The sequence below is a fragment of the Leucobacter japonicus genome, from assembly GCF_001273855.1.
Lineage (GTDB): Bacteria > Actinomycetota > Actinomycetes > Actinomycetales > Microbacteriaceae > Leucobacter > Leucobacter japonicus.
The window spans coordinates 356,105-371,408 of sequence record NZ_JHBX01000108.1 but is presented as its reverse complement, the minus strand read 5'-3'; the positions used below and the strand labels follow the sequence as shown (position 1 = coordinate 371,408).

Here is a 15,304-nt window from a genome sequence, read left to right as displayed (position 1 = left end):
CGATCGTAGTCGGCGCTGTCGGGGCGCTGCATGAGATCGAGGGGCTATGGAGTACGAGACGATCGTCACGGCCGTGGACGCCGAGCAGGAGATCTCGCGCTCCCGGTTTCTGGTGCGGCTCGAACGCGTCGCCGATGAGGCCGAAGCACGCGAGGTGATCGCCCGGGTACGCGCCGAGCATCCGCGCGCCCGCCACCATTGCTCGGCGTTCGTGCTGGGGCCAGACGGGCGTGTGCAGCGCTCGAACGACGACGGTGAGCCCAGCGGTACGGCGGGCGCTCCCATGCTCGATGCGCTGGTTTCGGCGGGGCTCAGTGACGTCGTCGCCGTCGTCACTCGCTACTTCGGCGGTGTGCTGCTGGGGGCAGGTGGCCTGACCCGCGCGTATCGCTCGAGCGTCGCGAGCGCCACGCAGCGGGCGCGACGTCAGCCGCGCGGGCTGCGACGATCCGTCACCGTGCACTGCGCCTACGACATCGCGCCGCAGATCGAGGCCGAGGCGCGTCGTCGCGGGTACGGGATCGGCTCGGCCGAGTACACCGATCGCGTGGCGCAGCGCTTCGCGCTCGCTGAAGACGAGGTGTCTGGGCTCGCCGCACTCGCCGCCGAGGTGAGTGCCGGTTCGGCCGAACTCGAGACGGGTGCCGCCGAGTACGTCGACCTGGAGCGCCCGGTCGGCGCTGCGCGGTAGTCGAGGGCGCGCGCCTGTTGCGCGTCTCGGGCACGAAAAAGCCCCCGGTAGCCTGGGGGACAGGTCCGGGGGCATGCCTCCCGCGTGGTAGGGGAAGTACCGTTGCGGGAGATGGTTTGAACTCGGGGGAACGAATCTTCAACCACTGAAGAGCTTATGCGTCGTGTGCCGACCGTGGGTGTGATTCACCTCGGATTCACCCGAGGATTCACCCGCTGGCGAGACTGAGTCCAGGAATCTGCGCGTCGGGACTTCGATCTCGCGTTGTCGGAGGGGCGCGATACGCTTTCGGGGTGGACTACTGGGCAGAAATCGTGGGTCAGCCCGATGCTGTGCGCATGCTCGACGCGGCATCGGCACCCGACGCGGTTCCGGCGCACGCCTGGCTCATCACTGGCCCGCCCGGGTCGGGCCGATCGAACCTGGCCTTCCGGTTCGCCGCCGCGCTCATTGCGCGCGGCCACGACCGCGATGCCGTGTTCGAGCAGGTGCGCGCGCGAACGCATCCCGATCTCGGGGTGCTCACCACGCAGAAGCTGCTCATCGATATCAAGGCGGCTCGCGACATCGTCACGACGGCGCACTACTCGCCCGCCGAGGGGCGCTATCGGGTGATCGTGATCGAAGATGCCGACCGCATGCCTGAGCGCACGTCGAACGTGCTGTTGAAAGCACTCGAAGAGCCGCCCGAGCGCACCATCTGGGTGCTGTGTGCACCGAGCGAGGCCGATCTGCTCCCCACGATCCGGTCTCGAGCGCGCTCGCTGCGCCTGGTCACGCCGAGCCCGACCGACATCGCGCGCCTCCTCCATGAACGCGACGGCATCGACGCTGAGGCTGCCGAGCGCGCGGCGCGGCTCGCGCAGAGCCACATCGGCATGGCGCGCCGGCTCGCGAGCGATACCGATGCGATGCAGCGCCGTGAGCGCACGATCGAGATTGCACTCGGCATTCAGACACTCGGCGACGCCATGCGCGCCGCCGCCGCACTCGTGAAAGTGGCCGAGGCCGACGCGGCGGCGATCACCGAGGAGCTCGACGCGCGTGAGCGCGACGAGGCGATGCGCGGCCTCGGCCTGGCCCCGGGGGCGGCGATTCCTCCGCAGATGCGGTCGCAGATCCGTGCCCTGGAAGAGGACCAGAAGCGGCGCGCCACGCGCAGTCTGCGCGACGGGATCGACCGTATTCTGACCGACCTGCTCTCGCTGTTCCGTGATGTGCTGCTGGTCGCGCTCGATGCCGAGCCAGAACTCGTGAACCGCGAACGCGAGGCGGCGATCCGCGAACTCGCGGCCCGCTGGGGCGCAGAGCGCTCGCTCGCGGTGGTCGCAGCCGTCGAGTCGGCGCGCGAGCGGTTGAAGCGTGGCATCACACCGGGTCTGGTGCTCGAGGCCCTGTTCGCGCTGCAGAGCGCGGCAGATACGCACACGTTCGAGGGTGCGCGATGAGCGTGCGACGACGCCGGGGGCGCGCCGGCCGGGCGCTCGCTGCGGTGGCCGTGGCTGCTGCGGCCGCGCTGGCGGTCAGCGGGTGTGCGCCGATCAGCGCTCTGATTCAGGGCGCGCTGCAGCGCACGCCCCAACTTCCGTCAATTCCTGAGCGCACGGTCGCCGGGTTCGGCGCGCAGCACCCCGAATGGGTGGCGTGCCAGAACGGGTTGCAGTGCGCCGTGGTCAACGCACCGCTCGACTGGGCCGATCCGGCCGGTGAGACCATCACGCTCAGCCTGGTGAAGCAGCCGGCGCTCAGCGGTTCGGCGCTCGGTTCACTCTTCGTGAACCCCGGCGGGCCGGGTGCATCGGGCGTCGAGTACCTGTCGGGCGGTGTCGGCGGCGCAGTGCAGAACGACGTGCAGCAGCAGTTCGACGTGATCGCCTGGGATCCGCGCGGAGTGGGCCAATCGAGCCCCGTGACGTGTCTCGATGCTGCGGGCATGGATGATTACCTCTTCGGCGATGAAGGCACGGCCGATATCGAGGTCGGCAGCGACGAATGGATCGCGGCATCGAAGCAGATGAGCACCGAGTTCGGCCAGGCCTGCCTGCAGCGCACCGGCGACCTCCTAGGCCACGTGAGCACGGCAGAGACCGTGCAAGACCTCGACATGCTCCGCGCGATCGCGGGCGACCCGAAGCTCAACTACCTCGGCTACTCCTACGGCACGTACATCGGTGCACGTTATGCGGATGCCTACCCCGAACGCGTCGGCAGGCTCGTGCTCGACGGGGCAATGGACCCGTCGACCAGCATCGGTGACGTCGTGCGCGAACAGACGCGGGGCTTCGAGCAGGCGCTGCGCGCGTACACGACGGATTGCCTGACGCGCGACGACTGCCCGCTCAACGCGCCGGTCGACGTCGGCATGGCACAGATCAGCGCCCTCCTCGATCGAGTTGAAGCGAACCCGCTGCGGGGGTCAGACGGTCGCGAATTCTCGGTGTCCACGATGATCACCGCGATCATCACCCCGCTCTACTCGCAGAGCAACTGGGGCTACCTCGACCAGCTGTTCTCATCGGTCGCCGACGGCAACGCCGACATCGGGTTGTCGCTCGCAGATTTCTACTACGATCGCGAGAACGGCGAGTACCTCACGAATTCGACTGAGGCGTTCTCGGCGATCAACTGCCTTGACTACCCCGCGGGCAACACCGACCCAGAGGTGATGCGCGCAGAAGCGGCGGAGCTGAACGAGATCGCGCCGACCATCGGGCGATACCAGGGGTACGGTGACCTCTTCTGCGCCTCGTGGCCCGAAGCGCCGGCAGCGGAACGCGGATCTGTCGAGGCGGCGGGTGCCGACCCGATTCTGGTCGTCGGCACGACGGGTGACCCGGCAACGCCCTATCGCTGGGCGGAGTCGCTGGCAGATCAGCTCGACAGTGGAGTGCTCGTCACGTTCAATGGCGAGGGGCACACGGCGTACGGCAATAACTCCTGCATCAACGGGGTGATTGACGACTACTTCCTCACCGGTGCGACGCCGAGCGCGGATCCGCAGTGCCGCTAACCGGTGACGACGTGCGCGAGCGCGTCGTCGATGTGCAAACAGTGCCCCACATCGTGCTAAAGTGATTTCTCGTGTGCGAGAGAGATTTCGCACCGCGCCGACTTAGCTCAGGGGTAGAGCAGTTCCCTCGTAAAGAACAGGTCCCGGGTTCAAATCCCGGAGTCGGCTCCGTTGGAAACAAAGGCCGTCCGCCCGATTGGGTGGGCGGCCTTTTCGTTTCGTGGCCGCATCACCGACAGTTCCCGAAAGGGGCCAGCGAGTCGCGTCTCCTGGGTCAGGTCTACGGGTGAGCTGGACTCCGGACATGAGCTGCCCCCTCGCCCGGGTGTGGAAACGAGGGGGCAGGGTGTCTCATCTGTGCGAATCGACGCGTCGCGAACCTCGACGGTGTATGGGGTACACGAGGACGATCGAGGCTGGACGATAGAAGATCCTGCCATGATTCTCAAGGTTATGGAAGACACAATAATTAACCCAAGTAGTGAATTGTTTCTTGAATTGCACAAGTTATGTCATACTTCTCGGCATGGGGTACATCACACACGGAAACCGTGAATACGAGTTCGAAGACCGCACACTGGCCCACCTCAAAGTGGTGATCGGCCAAAAGCTCAGCCGGAGAGAACCGTTCTTCCTGAGTTGGTCACTTCCCATCGCGAAGGGGAGCGGCCGTCACGAGCTCTGGATCTCAGAGCATTCACCGATCGCGTTCCGCTTCTCGGGCGGGAAACAGCCAGAACTCAACCAAGACTGGCTCCGTGCACTCCTTGCGATCTCGCACAGCTCGCGCGGGCTGGTCGTCCTCACAGAGATGGACGCCCTGAAATGGGCGAAACGTAACCCCGTTCTTGCGGCATAGGAGAAGGCCATGAGTAATATCGTCGAAAACCCCGACGTTCGGAAACTCCGTGAACGTTTGCGCGCTGCGTGGGATTATGAGCTCCAGAACCACCCATTCGCGAGCGGTGATTTCGAGAACCCGTACGGTGCCGATGAGCCATCTTTCGATGAGCTCATTCAGCCCCGGCTTCCCGAGTTCGACTCGGCGAACGAACGGCCGCTGCGATACGCAGACCATTTATTCGCTGCGGCCTGACGAAAGATATACCAGTCACAGTATCCTCAGTCAACCACTGGTCAGAACTTTCTCCACTGCCAGTCTGAGCCGTATGGGGTACTTGATACACGGCAATCACGAGTATGCGTTCGAAGATCGGCTGCTCGCGCACCTGAAGACCGTGATCGGTCAGAAACTGCTCAAGCAGGAAGGGTTCTTCCTGAGCTGGACGAAGACTGCGGATGAGGGAAGCGGCCGAGTGTCGATGTGGCTGTCGCCGCACGTCACCGTGGCCTTTCGGCTCGGGGGCGACCGGATCGAACTGAATCCCGTGTGGATCCGAGCGCTCGCCGCGCTCTCGCACACGCAGCGCGGTTTGGTCGTCGTCAGCGAGGAGGAAGCGGAGAAGTACGCGAAGCGTGCGCCCGACCTGATTTAGGTACGGTGCGTGAGACCGTCACCGAGGAGGCGCTACTGCGCCGTGAGTTCGTGCGAGATCTCTGCGGAGGCGAGCTGCGACTCGGCGACCAGCGCGGCATCTCCTGGGCGATCCGGGTCGAGCCAATCGTCATGGAAATCGCGCGGCAGCACGAGCGGCATGCGCGGCCATACTTCGGCTGCCTCGCCGACGGCGTCGCGAGTGACCATCGAGTACGAGATGAGCTCGGAGCCGTCGTCGAGGGTGACGGTCGAGGTCAGTGCGGCGATGCCGAATACCTCATCGCCGGGCAGCCGGAAGCGGCCCTGCTTCTCCACGTACCAGGTGGCGGGCAGGATCGCCCGGTGCTGGAACGGGCGCTTCCATGAGCGCAGCAGCTTGTCGTCACGCGAATTGAACGCGGAGAATTTCACGGGCCCGCTCGCGTCGAGCCAGAGCCACCACCAGGCGAGCTGCACGGAGCGCTCGCCAGCGGCATTGGCGCGAATCACGGGGTTGAGATTGCGGGCGTTCTTGCCGGTGATCTTCGCGCCCGTCGACCGCTGCTCGATCCAGGCATCGATGAGCGCAGCGTTCTCGGGTTCGCTGAGCGGATCGAGGTCGAGGGGAAGCGACCCGCTGAGTCCATACGACGCGCACATGTGGTCAGGCTACGCCTCAAGGCGTCGCTTAGCCTAGAAGTTATGAGTGCTCCGACGGCAGTTCTCCCGACGAAACCCGGAAAGCAGCCTCGCGTCGCCTTCTGGGACAACGCGCGGTTCTCGCTGATCGTGCTGGTGGTCATCGGCCACATGATCTCGACGGTGCGGGGCGACACCCCGCTCGCCTATGGCATCTACACCTACATCTACCTCTTCCACATGCCCGCGATGATTCTGCTGAGCGGCTACTTCTCGCGTGCGAACGCGTCGGCGAAGACGGTGCGATCGACGGTGCAGCTGGTGGTGCTCTGGATCATGTGGGAGGCGATCTGGGCGGCCATCGACTTCGTGGCCTGGGACAGCGCGCCGGGTGACTCATTCCTCGTCTCGCCGTCGTGGACGCTGTGGTTCCTGGTCACACTGGTGACGATGCGCATCATCTTGCCCTATATCTCGCAACTGCGTCATCCACTGTTGTGGTCGATCGGCCTTGCGCTCGTGGGCGGTGCGATCCCGGTCATCAACTCCGACTTCTCGGCCGCACGCACGCTCACGTTTCTCCCGTTCTTCGTCGCCGGATGGCTCGCCCGAGAGCGCGGATGGCTTGACGGAGACTGGTTTGCCAGGCCCGCACGATGGGTGCGCGCGACGTCGTGGGCGCTGCTCGGGGCCGTGGCGGCCGCACTCGCACTGATCCCGGGTCTGCAATCGTTCTGGGGCGTCGACGATTGGTTGACGTGGCGCGACGGGTACGCCTGGAAATTCGAGAACGCCCCCATCGGAGACTGGGAGCCGCACCAGTGGATCGAGACGACGCTCGGAGGCATCGCCGTCGCCGCGGGCCTCCTGGCGCTCGCGGCAGCCATGACGTTCGCGCTGCTCGGAGTGACCTCCCGGCGCAAGCGATTGACCACGGCGTGGGGCGCGCGCACCCTGTCGGTGTATCTGCTGCACGGCCCCGCTGTCTGGGGGCTGCGGCAACTCGGCGTGATCGATGCCATCGGCTCGCTCGGGGAGGCCGGCATCGCGATCCTCATCGTCATGTCGATCGCCCTGGCAGCGCTGCTCGCACTCGCCCCGGTCGAACGTCTGTTCTCGTGGGTGCTAACTCCGAACATCGATTGGATGCTGAAACGGCGCGACGAGGGCGAGCGACAGCGGGGCAGAATCAAGGGGGACTGACCGGCGCAGAACCGGTAAGCTCAGCATCAGCTATGGAAGACCTGAGCGAGAGGGATCTGGCATGGTGCAGGCACGATCTGCGTCGCGGTCGGGGATGCCGCTGCGGCGACAGCGACTCCGAGCTCGCCGGGGTGTGCTCGTGGCGCTGCTGACCGCGGGGACCGCGGCGCTGGTCGGCTGCGCGTCGATTCCCGTCAATCATGCGTGGCAGCCGCCGCAGTGGCAGGATCGCGCAACGGGTGCGGTGACGATCGAGACGACGGCCGACACTGCAGCATCGTCTGATACGGCTCCAGCCGCGACCGAGAGCGCGCTCGCCCTGCAAGACACCGTTGGGCCGGGGGCGATCTCGGGTCGCATCCGCAACGATGGCACCCACCTGCAGGCGCGATACATCGAGATCGCCGGGGCAGCCAACTTCAATGCCCGCGTGCGCGGGCTGCTCACCGAGGCGATCTCGAGCACTGGGGCGACCTACATCCCCGAGGTGTTTCCGGCATCTGCGGGCCTGGGAAATCGCGGCTGCGTCGCCGGTGCGCTCACGTGGCCCGCCGCGCAGGTGCTCTCCGACGAGCGCACCGGCCCTGCGGGCGGCACGGGCATCGCCGTCGTCTGCGAAATCACCTCGGCGTTCGACTCCGTCGTCGGAGTCTCGTTTCGCACGGTCGTGGGCACGCCGACCGGCGTGACGGCCGATCGTACGCGCACCTTCTTCATCGATGTCGCCACCGACACGCTCACCGAGAGCGCGGCGCTGTGGGAGCCGGCAGCGGCGGCCGACCTGTGGATGCGCGTCGCTCAGTCCCTGCGCCGTGACGCCGGGGCGCTGAGCGCCGCGCCGCTCGCCGAACCCGATGCCGCGCAGCTCGAACTCGCCCAGCGAGCGCTCGAGACCGCGGGGTACACGCCCGAAGGTGGTGCGACCTTTGTGATTCCTGCCGGCCTCACCTCACCCGAACTGGAACTACTGGGCGTCGATCCTGCCACCGAGCCCATTCCGGTGACGGTCGATGCCGAGGTGCTCGATGCGTGGGATAGCGACACCGCGGAGTCGTTGTTCGCCAGGCGCGGCACCCCGTTCTCGGGCCTGCCCGAATGGCGGGCCGATCTTCCGGTCGACTGCGGGTTCGTCGCCTGCGTCGCCGTCACCTATGACGACGGCCCGTCACCGCACACCCAGCAGCTGCTCGACAGTCTGCGCGCCGAGCGCGCACCGGCCACGTTCTACATGCTCGGGCCGGCAGCGCAGCAGCAGCCGGATCTCGTGCGCGCCGCTGCCGCCACCGGCTTCGAGATCGGCAGCCACACGATGACCCATACCGACCTGACCACGCTGAAGCCCCGCGCCGCGCGTGCCGAAGTACTCGACGCGGAACGCATTCTGAGTGACCTCGTGGGCGCGCCGGTGCGCACGTACCGCCCGCCCTACGGCGCGGTGAACGACGCCGTACTGCGCGCGGTGCAGCAGCCCGCGATTCTCTGGACCATCGATACGCTCGATTGGAAGGATCCCGGGGTCGACGCGCTCGTCTCCCGGGCAGTCGACGCGGCCAAGCCAGGAGATATCATCCTCTTCCACGACACGCACGGCGACAGCGTCGAGGCGGTCGGGCCGGTGATGCGCGGGCTGCGCGATCGCGGGCTGACCCCGGTGACGGTGAGCACGATGTTCGGCGGTTCGCTGCCGAATGGCAAGGTGTTCGGACGATGAGCGCCGCGCCGACGACGCGGGCGATGTCCGAGCCGCGTCGCGCGCGACGCTGGCCCCGCGCGCTGCTGCTCTCAGCCCTTGCGTTCGTCGTCGTGCTCGTCGGCTACGGAGCCACGCTCGCTCCGGCGCACGTCGCACACCTGCAGGAGCGCGTCGCCGACGGGTCGGAATCGATCGATCTCGGGGGCGACGCCGCGCTGATCGCGCCCGAGGGGTGGGTGGTGCGGCCGCTCGTGCGCGAACTCATCTCGTGGCCGCCGCTGCCGCCGCTGCTCGACTGGTCGGTCATATTTGACGCGCAGACCGGCGTCGTGCTCACGTCGCCCGACGGGGTGCTGTCAGTGGAGATCTCTGACAGCTCGTCCTGGAGTCGTTCGGGAGCTGTAGAGGAGTTCGGCGTAGCTCGACTGAAAGAATCAGGGGAGATCACGGATTTCGACATGGTGAGCGAACGGTTGGCGTCTGACGCATCACTGCTCCACCTCGATGGCGACCGCGTCGTGTTCGGAACGCTCATGTTGAACCAGGACTCAGCGCAGGGGCCCGCGGTCGGCTTCCTCGCCCGAACGAACGGCGCGAACATTGACGGGTACCGACCCGCGCTGAGCGAGATGCTCGAGAGCGTCGCGCTCGCAGACTGAGCCCGCCGCCTGATCCGCCGCCCGCGACCGGTGCTCAGTCGTCTTCGGGCACCAGCAACTGGTGCTGTGCGAGCTCGCGGTACAGCGGCGTGCTCTCGACCAGGTGCTCGTGGGTGCCCTCGCCGATCACGCGGCCCTCGTCGAGCACCACGATCTTGTCGGAGTCGACCACGGTCGAGAGGCGGTGCGCGATCACGATGAGCGTGCGGCCGGTCGACACCGCGTCGAGAGCCTCGCGCATGAGGCGCTCGTTCACGCCGTCGAGGCTCGCGGTCGACTCGTCGAGCAGCAGGATCGGCGGAGCGGTGAGCAGTGCGCGCGCGATGGCCAGGCGCTGCTTCTCGCCGCCCGAGAGCATCACGCCGTTCTCGCCGACGGGGAGGTCGAGCGCGCCGGCGAGCCCGCTGCTCGCGGGGCCGGACTTCCAGGTGTCGGCGCGATCCAGCAGCCCCCCGAGATTCACGGCGCGCAGCACCCGCTCGCACGCGGCATCGGTCGCGTCAGGGGCGGCGAGCAGCAGGTTCTCGCGCAGCGTGCCCGCGAGCACGGGTGCGTCTTGCTCGACGTAGCCGAACTGACGGCGCAGCTCAGCACGGTCGAGCGATCGGATGTCGGCACCGTGCAGCGCGACGACGCCCGATTCGGGATCGTAGAAGCGTTCCACGAGGCCCAAGATCGTCGACTTGCCCGCGCCCGACGGCCCGACGAGAGCAACCCGCGACCCGCGCGGCACGGTGAAGCTCACGCCGCGCAGCACGTCGGTCTCGATGAGGTCGGCGGGTGCGGCTTCGGCGTCACGGCGCGACCCGCGGCCGCCTCGCACGAGCTCGCGGGCGTCGGCGCGCTCAGGGGCCGCGGAGCGATACGTGAAGTGCACGTCGCGCAGCTCGATGGCGGGGGCGGTGTCGTCGCGCGCCTCATCGAGGGGCACGAGGCGGCCTGCGGGGGATCGCTCGGCGTCGCGTTCGGTCTCGGTGTCGAGGCCCGCGATCTCTTGGATGCGGCCCAGCGCGCCGAGCGCCTGGTTGATCGCCGCGATCGCGCCGAACGCCTGGCCGAGCGGGGTGACCATCAGGAAGAGGAAGATGATGAAGGTCACGAGCTGCGCGATGGTGATCGCACCGGTGGCGACGCGGTAGCCGCCGAGCCCGAGCACCACCAGGAACGACAGCTGCAGCGCGAGGAACGACACCGGCACGATGAACGCCGAGATGCGGGCGACCTTCACGCCGAGCACGTACGCCTCGGTCGCGTCGCGCTCGGTCGCCGCCTGCTCGCGGTCGGCGGCGCCGGCGGCCCGAATGGTGCGGATCGACGAGATGGAGCGATCCACCTGCGCGGCGAGGTCGCCCACCTTCTCTTGCGCGCGAGCCACAGCCGGGCGAATGCGCGACGACACGGCGACCACCACGACGAGCGCGACGGCGATGACGCTGAAGGTGATCCCGAACAGTGCCGGATCGATCACGAGCATGCCGACGAGCGCACCCACGAAGATGAGGAGGCCGCTGATCGCCTCGACGAGCCCCTGAGTGAGCACGGCGCGCAGCAGCGTCGTGTCGCTGCCGACGCGCGAGACGAGGTCGCCCGTGCGGCGGCGGTCGAACTGCGAGATCGGCAGGTGCAGAATCTTCGCGATGAGGCGCTTGCGGCTGGTGAGCACCACACCCTCGCCCATGCGCTGCAGCACGTAATGCTGCAGACCGCTGAGCACGGCGCCGACAACCACGATCGCGGTGAGCGCCGCCAGGAATCCGCCGAGCGGCAACCCCTCTTGCACGCGCGTGATGATCTGGCCGAGCATCGGCGGCTGCACGAGCGATGCGACGGCGGCGACGAGGCCGAGCACGAGGGCGATGACGAGCAGGCGGCGCTGCTCGAAGAGGTACGGGATCAGCTGACGGATCGATGCGCGCGGGCCGCGGGGCGTCTGGTCCGTCGCGTCAGCTCCCCCGCGTCGGCCGCGCTTGCGGGGCCCGGGGCCGCCGCTCGGCTGCGGTTCGCCGGCGTTGGCGGAGGCGCCGTCTGAAGTGCTGTCGGCTGAAGAAGAAGCTGCTGGTGCTGCTGACCCGGTCACCCGCCCAGCCTACGCGCTCGGGGCTGGGTGATCCGCCGCGCTGCTCCGCCCCCTCTAACCGGATCGGGGTAACCTCGGACCAGTGTGAGCGCCGAAATGCGCCGTCACACCGGTCCGAAGCTACCCCAATCGCAGAATCGTGGGCGGCGCCGCCGCTACGCCGTGATGGCGCGCAGCTGCACGGCGAGGTGCAGCGCGGCTTCGGCGGCCTCGCGACCCTTCGACTCGGGGGCGCCGGGGCGGCCCGAGCGGTCGATCGCCTGCTGCTCGGTGTCGGTGGTGAGCACGCCGAAGCCGACGGGCTTGCCGGTGTCGAGCTGCACGCGCGTCAGGCCGTCGGTCACCGACGAGCTGATGTACTCGAAGTGCGGGGTGCCGCCGCGGATCACGATGCCGAGGCAGACCGCAGCGTCGAACCCGCCGCCGCCCGATTCGCGCGGGGTGAGCGCGATCTGCGCCGCGAGGGGCAGCTCGAACCCGCCGGCCACGGTGAACGTCTCGTGCTGGGCGCCGGCGGCCGAGACCGACTGCTGCGCGCCCGCGACGAGGTGATCCATGATCTCGGCGTGCCAGCTGCCGCCGATGATGGCGACCCGCAGGCCGGTGGCGTCGACGGTGAGGTCCGGGGCTCCGGCTCCGCTCATGTGGTGCTCCTTCGAAAGGGGTGGGTGGGGTGCAGGATCGCCGAGCCTACTGGCTGTCGCGCACGTTCTCGGGCAGCTGGTGGCCCATGCGGTCGCGCTTGGCGGCGAGGTAGTTGAGGTTTTGCTCGGTCACGCCGACGAGCAGCGGCACGCGCTCGGTGACGGTGATGCCGTGCGCTTCGAGCTGCGCGACCTTCTCGGGGTTGTTCGTGAGCAGGCGCACGTGGTCGATGCCGAGGTCGGCGAGGATCTCGGCCGCGGCGGTGTAGTCGCGGGCGTCGGCGGGGAATCCGAGCTGCAGGTTGGCGTCGAGCGTATCGACGCCCTGCTCCTGCAACTGGTACGCGCGAAGCTTGTTCGCGAGTCCGATGCCGCGCCCTTCGTGACCGCGCAGGTAGATCACGACGCCGCCGACCTCGTGCACGCGGTCGAGTGCGGCGTCGAGCTGAGGCCCGCACTCGCACTTCAGCGACCCGAACGCTTCGCCCGTGATGCACTCGGAGTGCACGCGCACGAGCGCCTGGCCGCTGGGCAGCGAGCCGTCGGGCAACGGGGCGACCAGTGCGACGTGGTCGATGCCTGCGCGGCGGTCACGGTACGCCATCGCGCGGAACTCGCCGTGCTCGGTCGGCAGCAGGGTGTCGGCGCGCAGGCTCACCCCGCGTCGGATCTGCTTTTCGGCCGCGGGGGCGCCTTCGGGGTCGTGCGTGTTCAGGTAGGCGATGAGCTGCTCGATGGTGATGACGGGCACACCTTCGCGCGCGCCGAGCTGGATGAGCTCGGGCAGACGCATCATCTCGCCGTCTTCGGCGACGATCTCGGCGATTGCGGCGACCGGGCGCAGGCCGGCGAGCTGCATGAGCTCGACGCTGGCCTCGGTGTGCCCGTCGCGGGCGCGCACGCCCCCGTCGACCGCGCGCAGCGGCAGCACGTGGCCGGGGCGGCGCACGTCGGTCGGCACGGCGTTCGGGTTCGCGAGCGCGCGCAGCGTCGTGGAGCGGTCGCTCGCGCTGATGCCGGTGGTGACGCCGTGCGCCGCATCGACGGTGACGGTGTACGCGGTGCCGCGCACGTCCTCATTGCGCGAGACCATCATCGGCAGCTCGAGCTCGTCGGCGATGGCGTTGGTCATCGGGGCGCAGAGCAGGCCCGACGACCAGCGCACGGTCCAGGCGATCCACTCGGCCGAAGCGAGCTCCGCCGAGATGATGATGTCGCCCTCGTTCTCGCGATCCTCATTGTCGGCGACGATGACCGGGCGGCCCTCGCGGATCGCGGCGACGGCCTCTTCGATCGTGGAGATGCCGGGCGTGCGCGGGGCTGCGGACTCGGTGGTGCTCATGCGCGGGTTCCTTCGGTGGTGGCGGACAGCTCGGATGCGGAGTCGAGGTCGACGGCCGTAGGGCCGACGCCGAGGCGCAGCATGCGGGCGACGTGGCGGGCGAGGATGTCGGTCTCGACGTTCACCCGGTCGCCGGGCTGCAGGCCGCCGAGGATCGTGGCGACGAGCGTCTCGGGAATCAGCGACACCTCGAACCACTGCTCGGGCTCCGACTCCGCCGAGATCGACGAGACGGTGAGCGAGACGCCCGAGAGCGTGACCGAGCCCTTGTCGACGAGCAGGGGGGCGAGCGCGGCGTCGAGCGAGAACCGCAGCACGCGCCAGGCCTCGTGCTCGGTTGCCGAGATCAGCGTGGCCGTGCCGTCGACGTGGCCCTGCACGATGTGGCCGCCGAGGCGCGTGTCGACGCGCACGGCGCGCTCGAGGTTGACTCGGGTGCCGGGGGCGACGTCGCCGATCGTCGACATCTTGATCGACTGCGCCATCACGTCGGCGGTGAAGGTCGTACGGCCGTCGGGGGTTTCACCACGATCGATCACGGTGAGGCAGACACCGGAGACGGCGATCGAGGCGCCGTGCGCCGCGTCGCTGGTGACGGTCGGGCCCGCGATGACGAGTCGCAGTGAGTCGTCGACCGGCTCCACGGAGACGATCTCGCCGATTTCTTCGATGAGTCCAGTGAACATCAGGATCCTTCCGTGGAGGTGCCGCGAGCGGCGTGGAGTGCGGTGTCGGGGTGCAGTGGAGTATCGGGGCGGGCCGCGAGTCGGGCGGTGACGAGCAGATCGTCGCCGAGCGCCGTCGTGGTCGCGTCTGAGAGGCGAGCGATCGCGTCGATGTTCGGGATGCCGAGGTCGCCGATCGCGAGCTTCGGCCCGCCGAGCAGCGCGGGGGCGACGTAGACGAGCACCTCGTCGGCGAGCCCGGCGGCGAGCAGTGCGCTCGCGACCGCGGGCCCGCCCTCCACGAACACGCTGTGGATGCCGTGCGCCGCGAGCGCCGCAAGATCGGCGGCGAGGTCATCACCGGTGAGCTGGATCGGCGCCGCGAGACCGTGCGCCGCAAGCGCCGGGTGCTGGCGCAGCCGCGCGGCCTCGGGGATCACGCGATGGCCGAGCACCACCGGGATCGGTTGACTCGCAGCGGGCACCAGCAGGTCGCCGTGCGCGTCGCGTGCCGTAAGCGTCGGGTCGTCGGCGAGCAGCGTGCCGGTGCCGATCAGGATCGCGTCGGCCGCGGCGCGGCGCACGTGCACGTCGGCGCGGGCTTCGGGCCCGGTGATCCACTGGCTCGATCCGTCGGTCGCCGCAGCGCGCCCGTCGAGGGTCTGCGCCCACTTGACGACGACGCGTGGTCGCGCGGCGGCGAGGTCGTCGGTCGGTTCGGGGGCGGTGCCGGGGGTGCCGGATCCGCCCTGCGCCGCCAACCACGGCCCGAGCAGCGCGCGCGCCTCACCGGGCAGCACGTCGCCACGCACCTCGATGCCGGCGGCGCGAAGCGTGTCGGCGCCGCCCGACGAGGCCTGGCCCGGATCGGAGAGCGCGTACGCGACCGCGCCCACGCCGAGCTCGACGAGCGCGACGGCGCAGGGGCCGGTGCGGCCGGTGTGATTGCACGGCTCAAGGGTGACGACGGCGGTCAGTTCGCGGGTGCGGGATCGCCACTCTGTAGGGAGGTGCGCAATCGCGTCGACCTCAGCGTGGGGGGTGCCGGCGCCGCGGTGCCAGCCCTCGGCGACGATGCGCCCCTCGGGGTCGAGCAGCACGCACCCGACCTGCGGATTCGGGGTGTCAGAGGGGCCGCGGCGGGCGATCGTGAGCCCACGCCGCATGCCGTCCTCGATGAGGCTCTGATCGAGCATCCCGGTCC

At 68.7% G+C, this 15,304-nt stretch carries 14 protein-coding genes and 1 tRNA gene; 9 read left to right on the top strand and 6 right to left on the bottom strand.

Annotation, left to right across the window (positions count from 1 at the left end; genetic code table 11):
- Positions 1–46: 46 nt before the first annotated feature.
- From AMS67_RS11080 to AMS67_RS11050, 6 genes are all read left to right on the top strand, one after another.
- The gene (locus AMS67_RS11080; protein WP_053387397.1) at positions 47–691 is read left to right on the top strand and encodes a YigZ family protein; all 645 of its coding nucleotides are present in this window, start codon (positions 47–49) and stop codon (positions 689–691) included.
- 293 nt (positions 692–984) lie between these two features.
- Positions 985–2,139, top strand: coding sequence for a DNA polymerase III subunit delta' (locus AMS67_RS11075; protein ID WP_075201328.1), 1,155 nt, complete (start codon positions 985–987; stop codon positions 2,137–2,139).
- Complete coding sequence (locus tag AMS67_RS11070; protein WP_053387396.1) at positions 2,136–3,701, top strand: alpha/beta hydrolase; 1,566 nt, start codon at positions 2,136–2,138, stop codon at positions 3,699–3,701. Before AMS67_RS11075 ends, AMS67_RS11070 begins: the two co-directional genes overlap by 4 nt.
- A 96-nt stretch (positions 3,702–3,797) precedes the next feature.
- Positions 3,798–3,869, top strand: a tRNA-Thr gene (locus AMS67_RS11065).
- A gap of 358 nt (positions 3,870–4,227) precedes the next feature.
- Positions 4,228–4,560 (top strand): DUF7882 family protein, encoded by a 333-nt coding sequence (locus AMS67_RS11060; protein WP_053387395.1) that lies wholly within the window; start codon positions 4,228–4,230, stop codon positions 4,558–4,560.
- A 310-nt stretch (positions 4,561–4,870) separates the two neighbouring features.
- Positions 4,871–5,197, top strand: a complete 327-nt coding sequence (locus AMS67_RS11050) for a DUF7882 family protein (protein WP_053387393.1) — start codon at positions 4,871–4,873, stop codon at positions 5,195–5,197.
- 32 nt (positions 5,198–5,229) lie between these two features.
- Here the strand turns inward: AMS67_RS11050 and AMS67_RS11045 are convergent, their stop codons facing one another.
- Positions 5,230–5,838 carry an SOS response-associated peptidase family protein gene (locus tag AMS67_RS11045; RefSeq protein WP_053387392.1) on the bottom strand — a complete coding sequence of 203 codons (609 nt, stop codon included), beginning with the start codon at positions 5,836–5,838 and terminating at the stop codon, positions 5,230–5,232.
- Positions 5,839–5,880: 42 nt separating this feature from the next.
- On the opposite strand from AMS67_RS11045, the gene AMS67_RS11040 reads away from it, so the two are divergent.
- From AMS67_RS11040 to AMS67_RS11030, 3 genes are all read left to right on the top strand, one after another.
- Complete coding sequence (locus AMS67_RS11040; RefSeq protein ID WP_053387391.1) at positions 5,881–7,020, top strand: acyltransferase family protein; 1,140 nt, start codon at positions 5,881–5,883, stop codon at positions 7,018–7,020.
- A 61-nt stretch (positions 7,021–7,081) separates the two neighbouring features.
- A complete protein-coding gene (locus tag AMS67_RS17155) occupies positions 7,082–8,731 on the top strand; it encodes a polysaccharide deacetylase family protein (RefSeq protein ID WP_053387390.1) in 1,650 nt (549 codons plus the stop codon).
- Positions 8,728–9,372 (top strand): hypothetical protein, encoded by a 645-nt coding sequence (locus AMS67_RS11030; RefSeq protein WP_053387389.1) that lies wholly within the window; start codon positions 8,728–8,730, stop codon positions 9,370–9,372. Before AMS67_RS17155 ends, AMS67_RS11030 begins: the two co-directional genes overlap by 4 nt.
- 34 nt (positions 9,373–9,406) lie before the next feature.
- On the opposite strand, the gene AMS67_RS11025 is transcribed toward AMS67_RS11030, so the two are convergent.
- The 5 genes from AMS67_RS11025 to ribD all read right to left on the bottom strand — a co-directional run bounded on the left by AMS67_RS11025 (position 9,407) and on the right by ribD (position 15,296).
- Positions 9,407–11,449 carry an ABC transporter ATP-binding protein gene (locus AMS67_RS11025; RefSeq protein WP_053387388.1) on the bottom strand — a complete coding sequence of 681 codons (2,043 nt, stop codon included), beginning with the start codon at positions 11,447–11,449 and terminating at the stop codon, positions 9,407–9,409.
- 155 nt (positions 11,450–11,604) lie between these two features.
- The gene (gene ribH, locus AMS67_RS11020; RefSeq protein WP_053387387.1) at positions 11,605–12,093 is read right to left on the bottom strand and encodes a 6,7-dimethyl-8-ribityllumazine synthase; all 489 of its coding nucleotides are present in this window, start codon (positions 12,091–12,093) and stop codon (positions 11,605–11,607) included.
- Between the two features lie 46 nt (positions 12,094–12,139).
- On the bottom strand, positions 12,140–13,435 hold the full coding sequence (locus AMS67_RS11015; protein WP_053387386.1) for a bifunctional 3,4-dihydroxy-2-butanone-4-phosphate synthase/GTP cyclohydrolase II: 1,296 nt from the start codon (positions 13,433–13,435) through the stop codon (positions 12,140–12,142).
- Positions 13,432–14,121: a riboflavin synthase gene (locus AMS67_RS11010; RefSeq protein WP_053387385.1), complete on the bottom strand. Its 690-nt coding sequence runs from the start codon at positions 14,119–14,121 to the stop codon at positions 13,432–13,434. The genes AMS67_RS11015 and AMS67_RS11010 overlap by 4 nt, the downstream gene beginning before the upstream one ends.
- Positions 14,121–15,296 (bottom strand): bifunctional diaminohydroxyphosphoribosylaminopyrimidine deaminase/5-amino-6-(5-phosphoribosylamino)uracil reductase RibD, encoded by a 1,176-nt coding sequence (gene ribD / locus AMS67_RS11005; RefSeq protein WP_053387384.1) that lies wholly within the window; start codon positions 15,294–15,296, stop codon positions 14,121–14,123. Before ribD ends, AMS67_RS11010 begins: the two co-directional genes overlap by 1 nt.
- Between the last annotated feature and the right edge of the window lie 8 nt (positions 15,297–15,304).

Coding starts and splice junctions, on each gene's coding strand:
- AMS67_RS11080 (WP_053387397.1), top strand. CDS start 47: ATGGAGTACGAGACGATCGTCACGGCCGTGGACGCCGAGCAGGAGATC.
- AMS67_RS11070 (WP_053387396.1), top strand. CDS start 2,136: ATGAGCGTGCGACGACGCCGGGGGCGCGCCGGCCGGGCGCTCGCTGCG.
- AMS67_RS11060 (WP_053387395.1), top strand. CDS start 4,228: ATGGGGTACATCACACACGGAAACCGTGAATACGAGTTCGAAGACCGC.
- AMS67_RS11050 (WP_053387393.1), top strand. CDS start 4,871: ATGGGGTACTTGATACACGGCAATCACGAGTATGCGTTCGAAGATCGG.
- AMS67_RS11045 (WP_053387392.1), bottom strand. CDS start 5,838: ATGTGCGCGTCGTATGGACTCAGCGGGTCGCTTCCCCTCGACCTCGAT.
- AMS67_RS11040 (WP_053387391.1), top strand. CDS start 5,881: ATGAGTGCTCCGACGGCAGTTCTCCCGACGAAACCCGGAAAGCAGCCT.
- AMS67_RS17155 (WP_053387390.1), top strand. CDS start 7,082: ATGGTGCAGGCACGATCTGCGTCGCGGTCGGGGATGCCGCTGCGGCGA.
- AMS67_RS11030 (WP_053387389.1), top strand. CDS start 8,728: ATGAGCGCCGCGCCGACGACGCGGGCGATGTCCGAGCCGCGTCGCGCG.
- ribH (WP_053387387.1), bottom strand. CDS start 12,093: ATGAGCGGAGCCGGAGCCCCGGACCTCACCGTCGACGCCACCGGCCTG.
- AMS67_RS11015 (WP_053387386.1), bottom strand. CDS start 13,435: ATGAGCACCACCGAGTCCGCAGCCCCGCGCACGCCCGGCATCTCCACG.
- AMS67_RS11010 (WP_053387385.1), bottom strand. CDS start 14,121: ATGTTCACTGGACTCATCGAAGAAATCGGCGAGATCGTCTCCGTGGAG.
- ribD (WP_053387384.1), bottom strand. CDS start 15,296: ATGCTCGATCAGAGCCTCATCGAGGACGGCATGCGGCGTGGGCTCACG.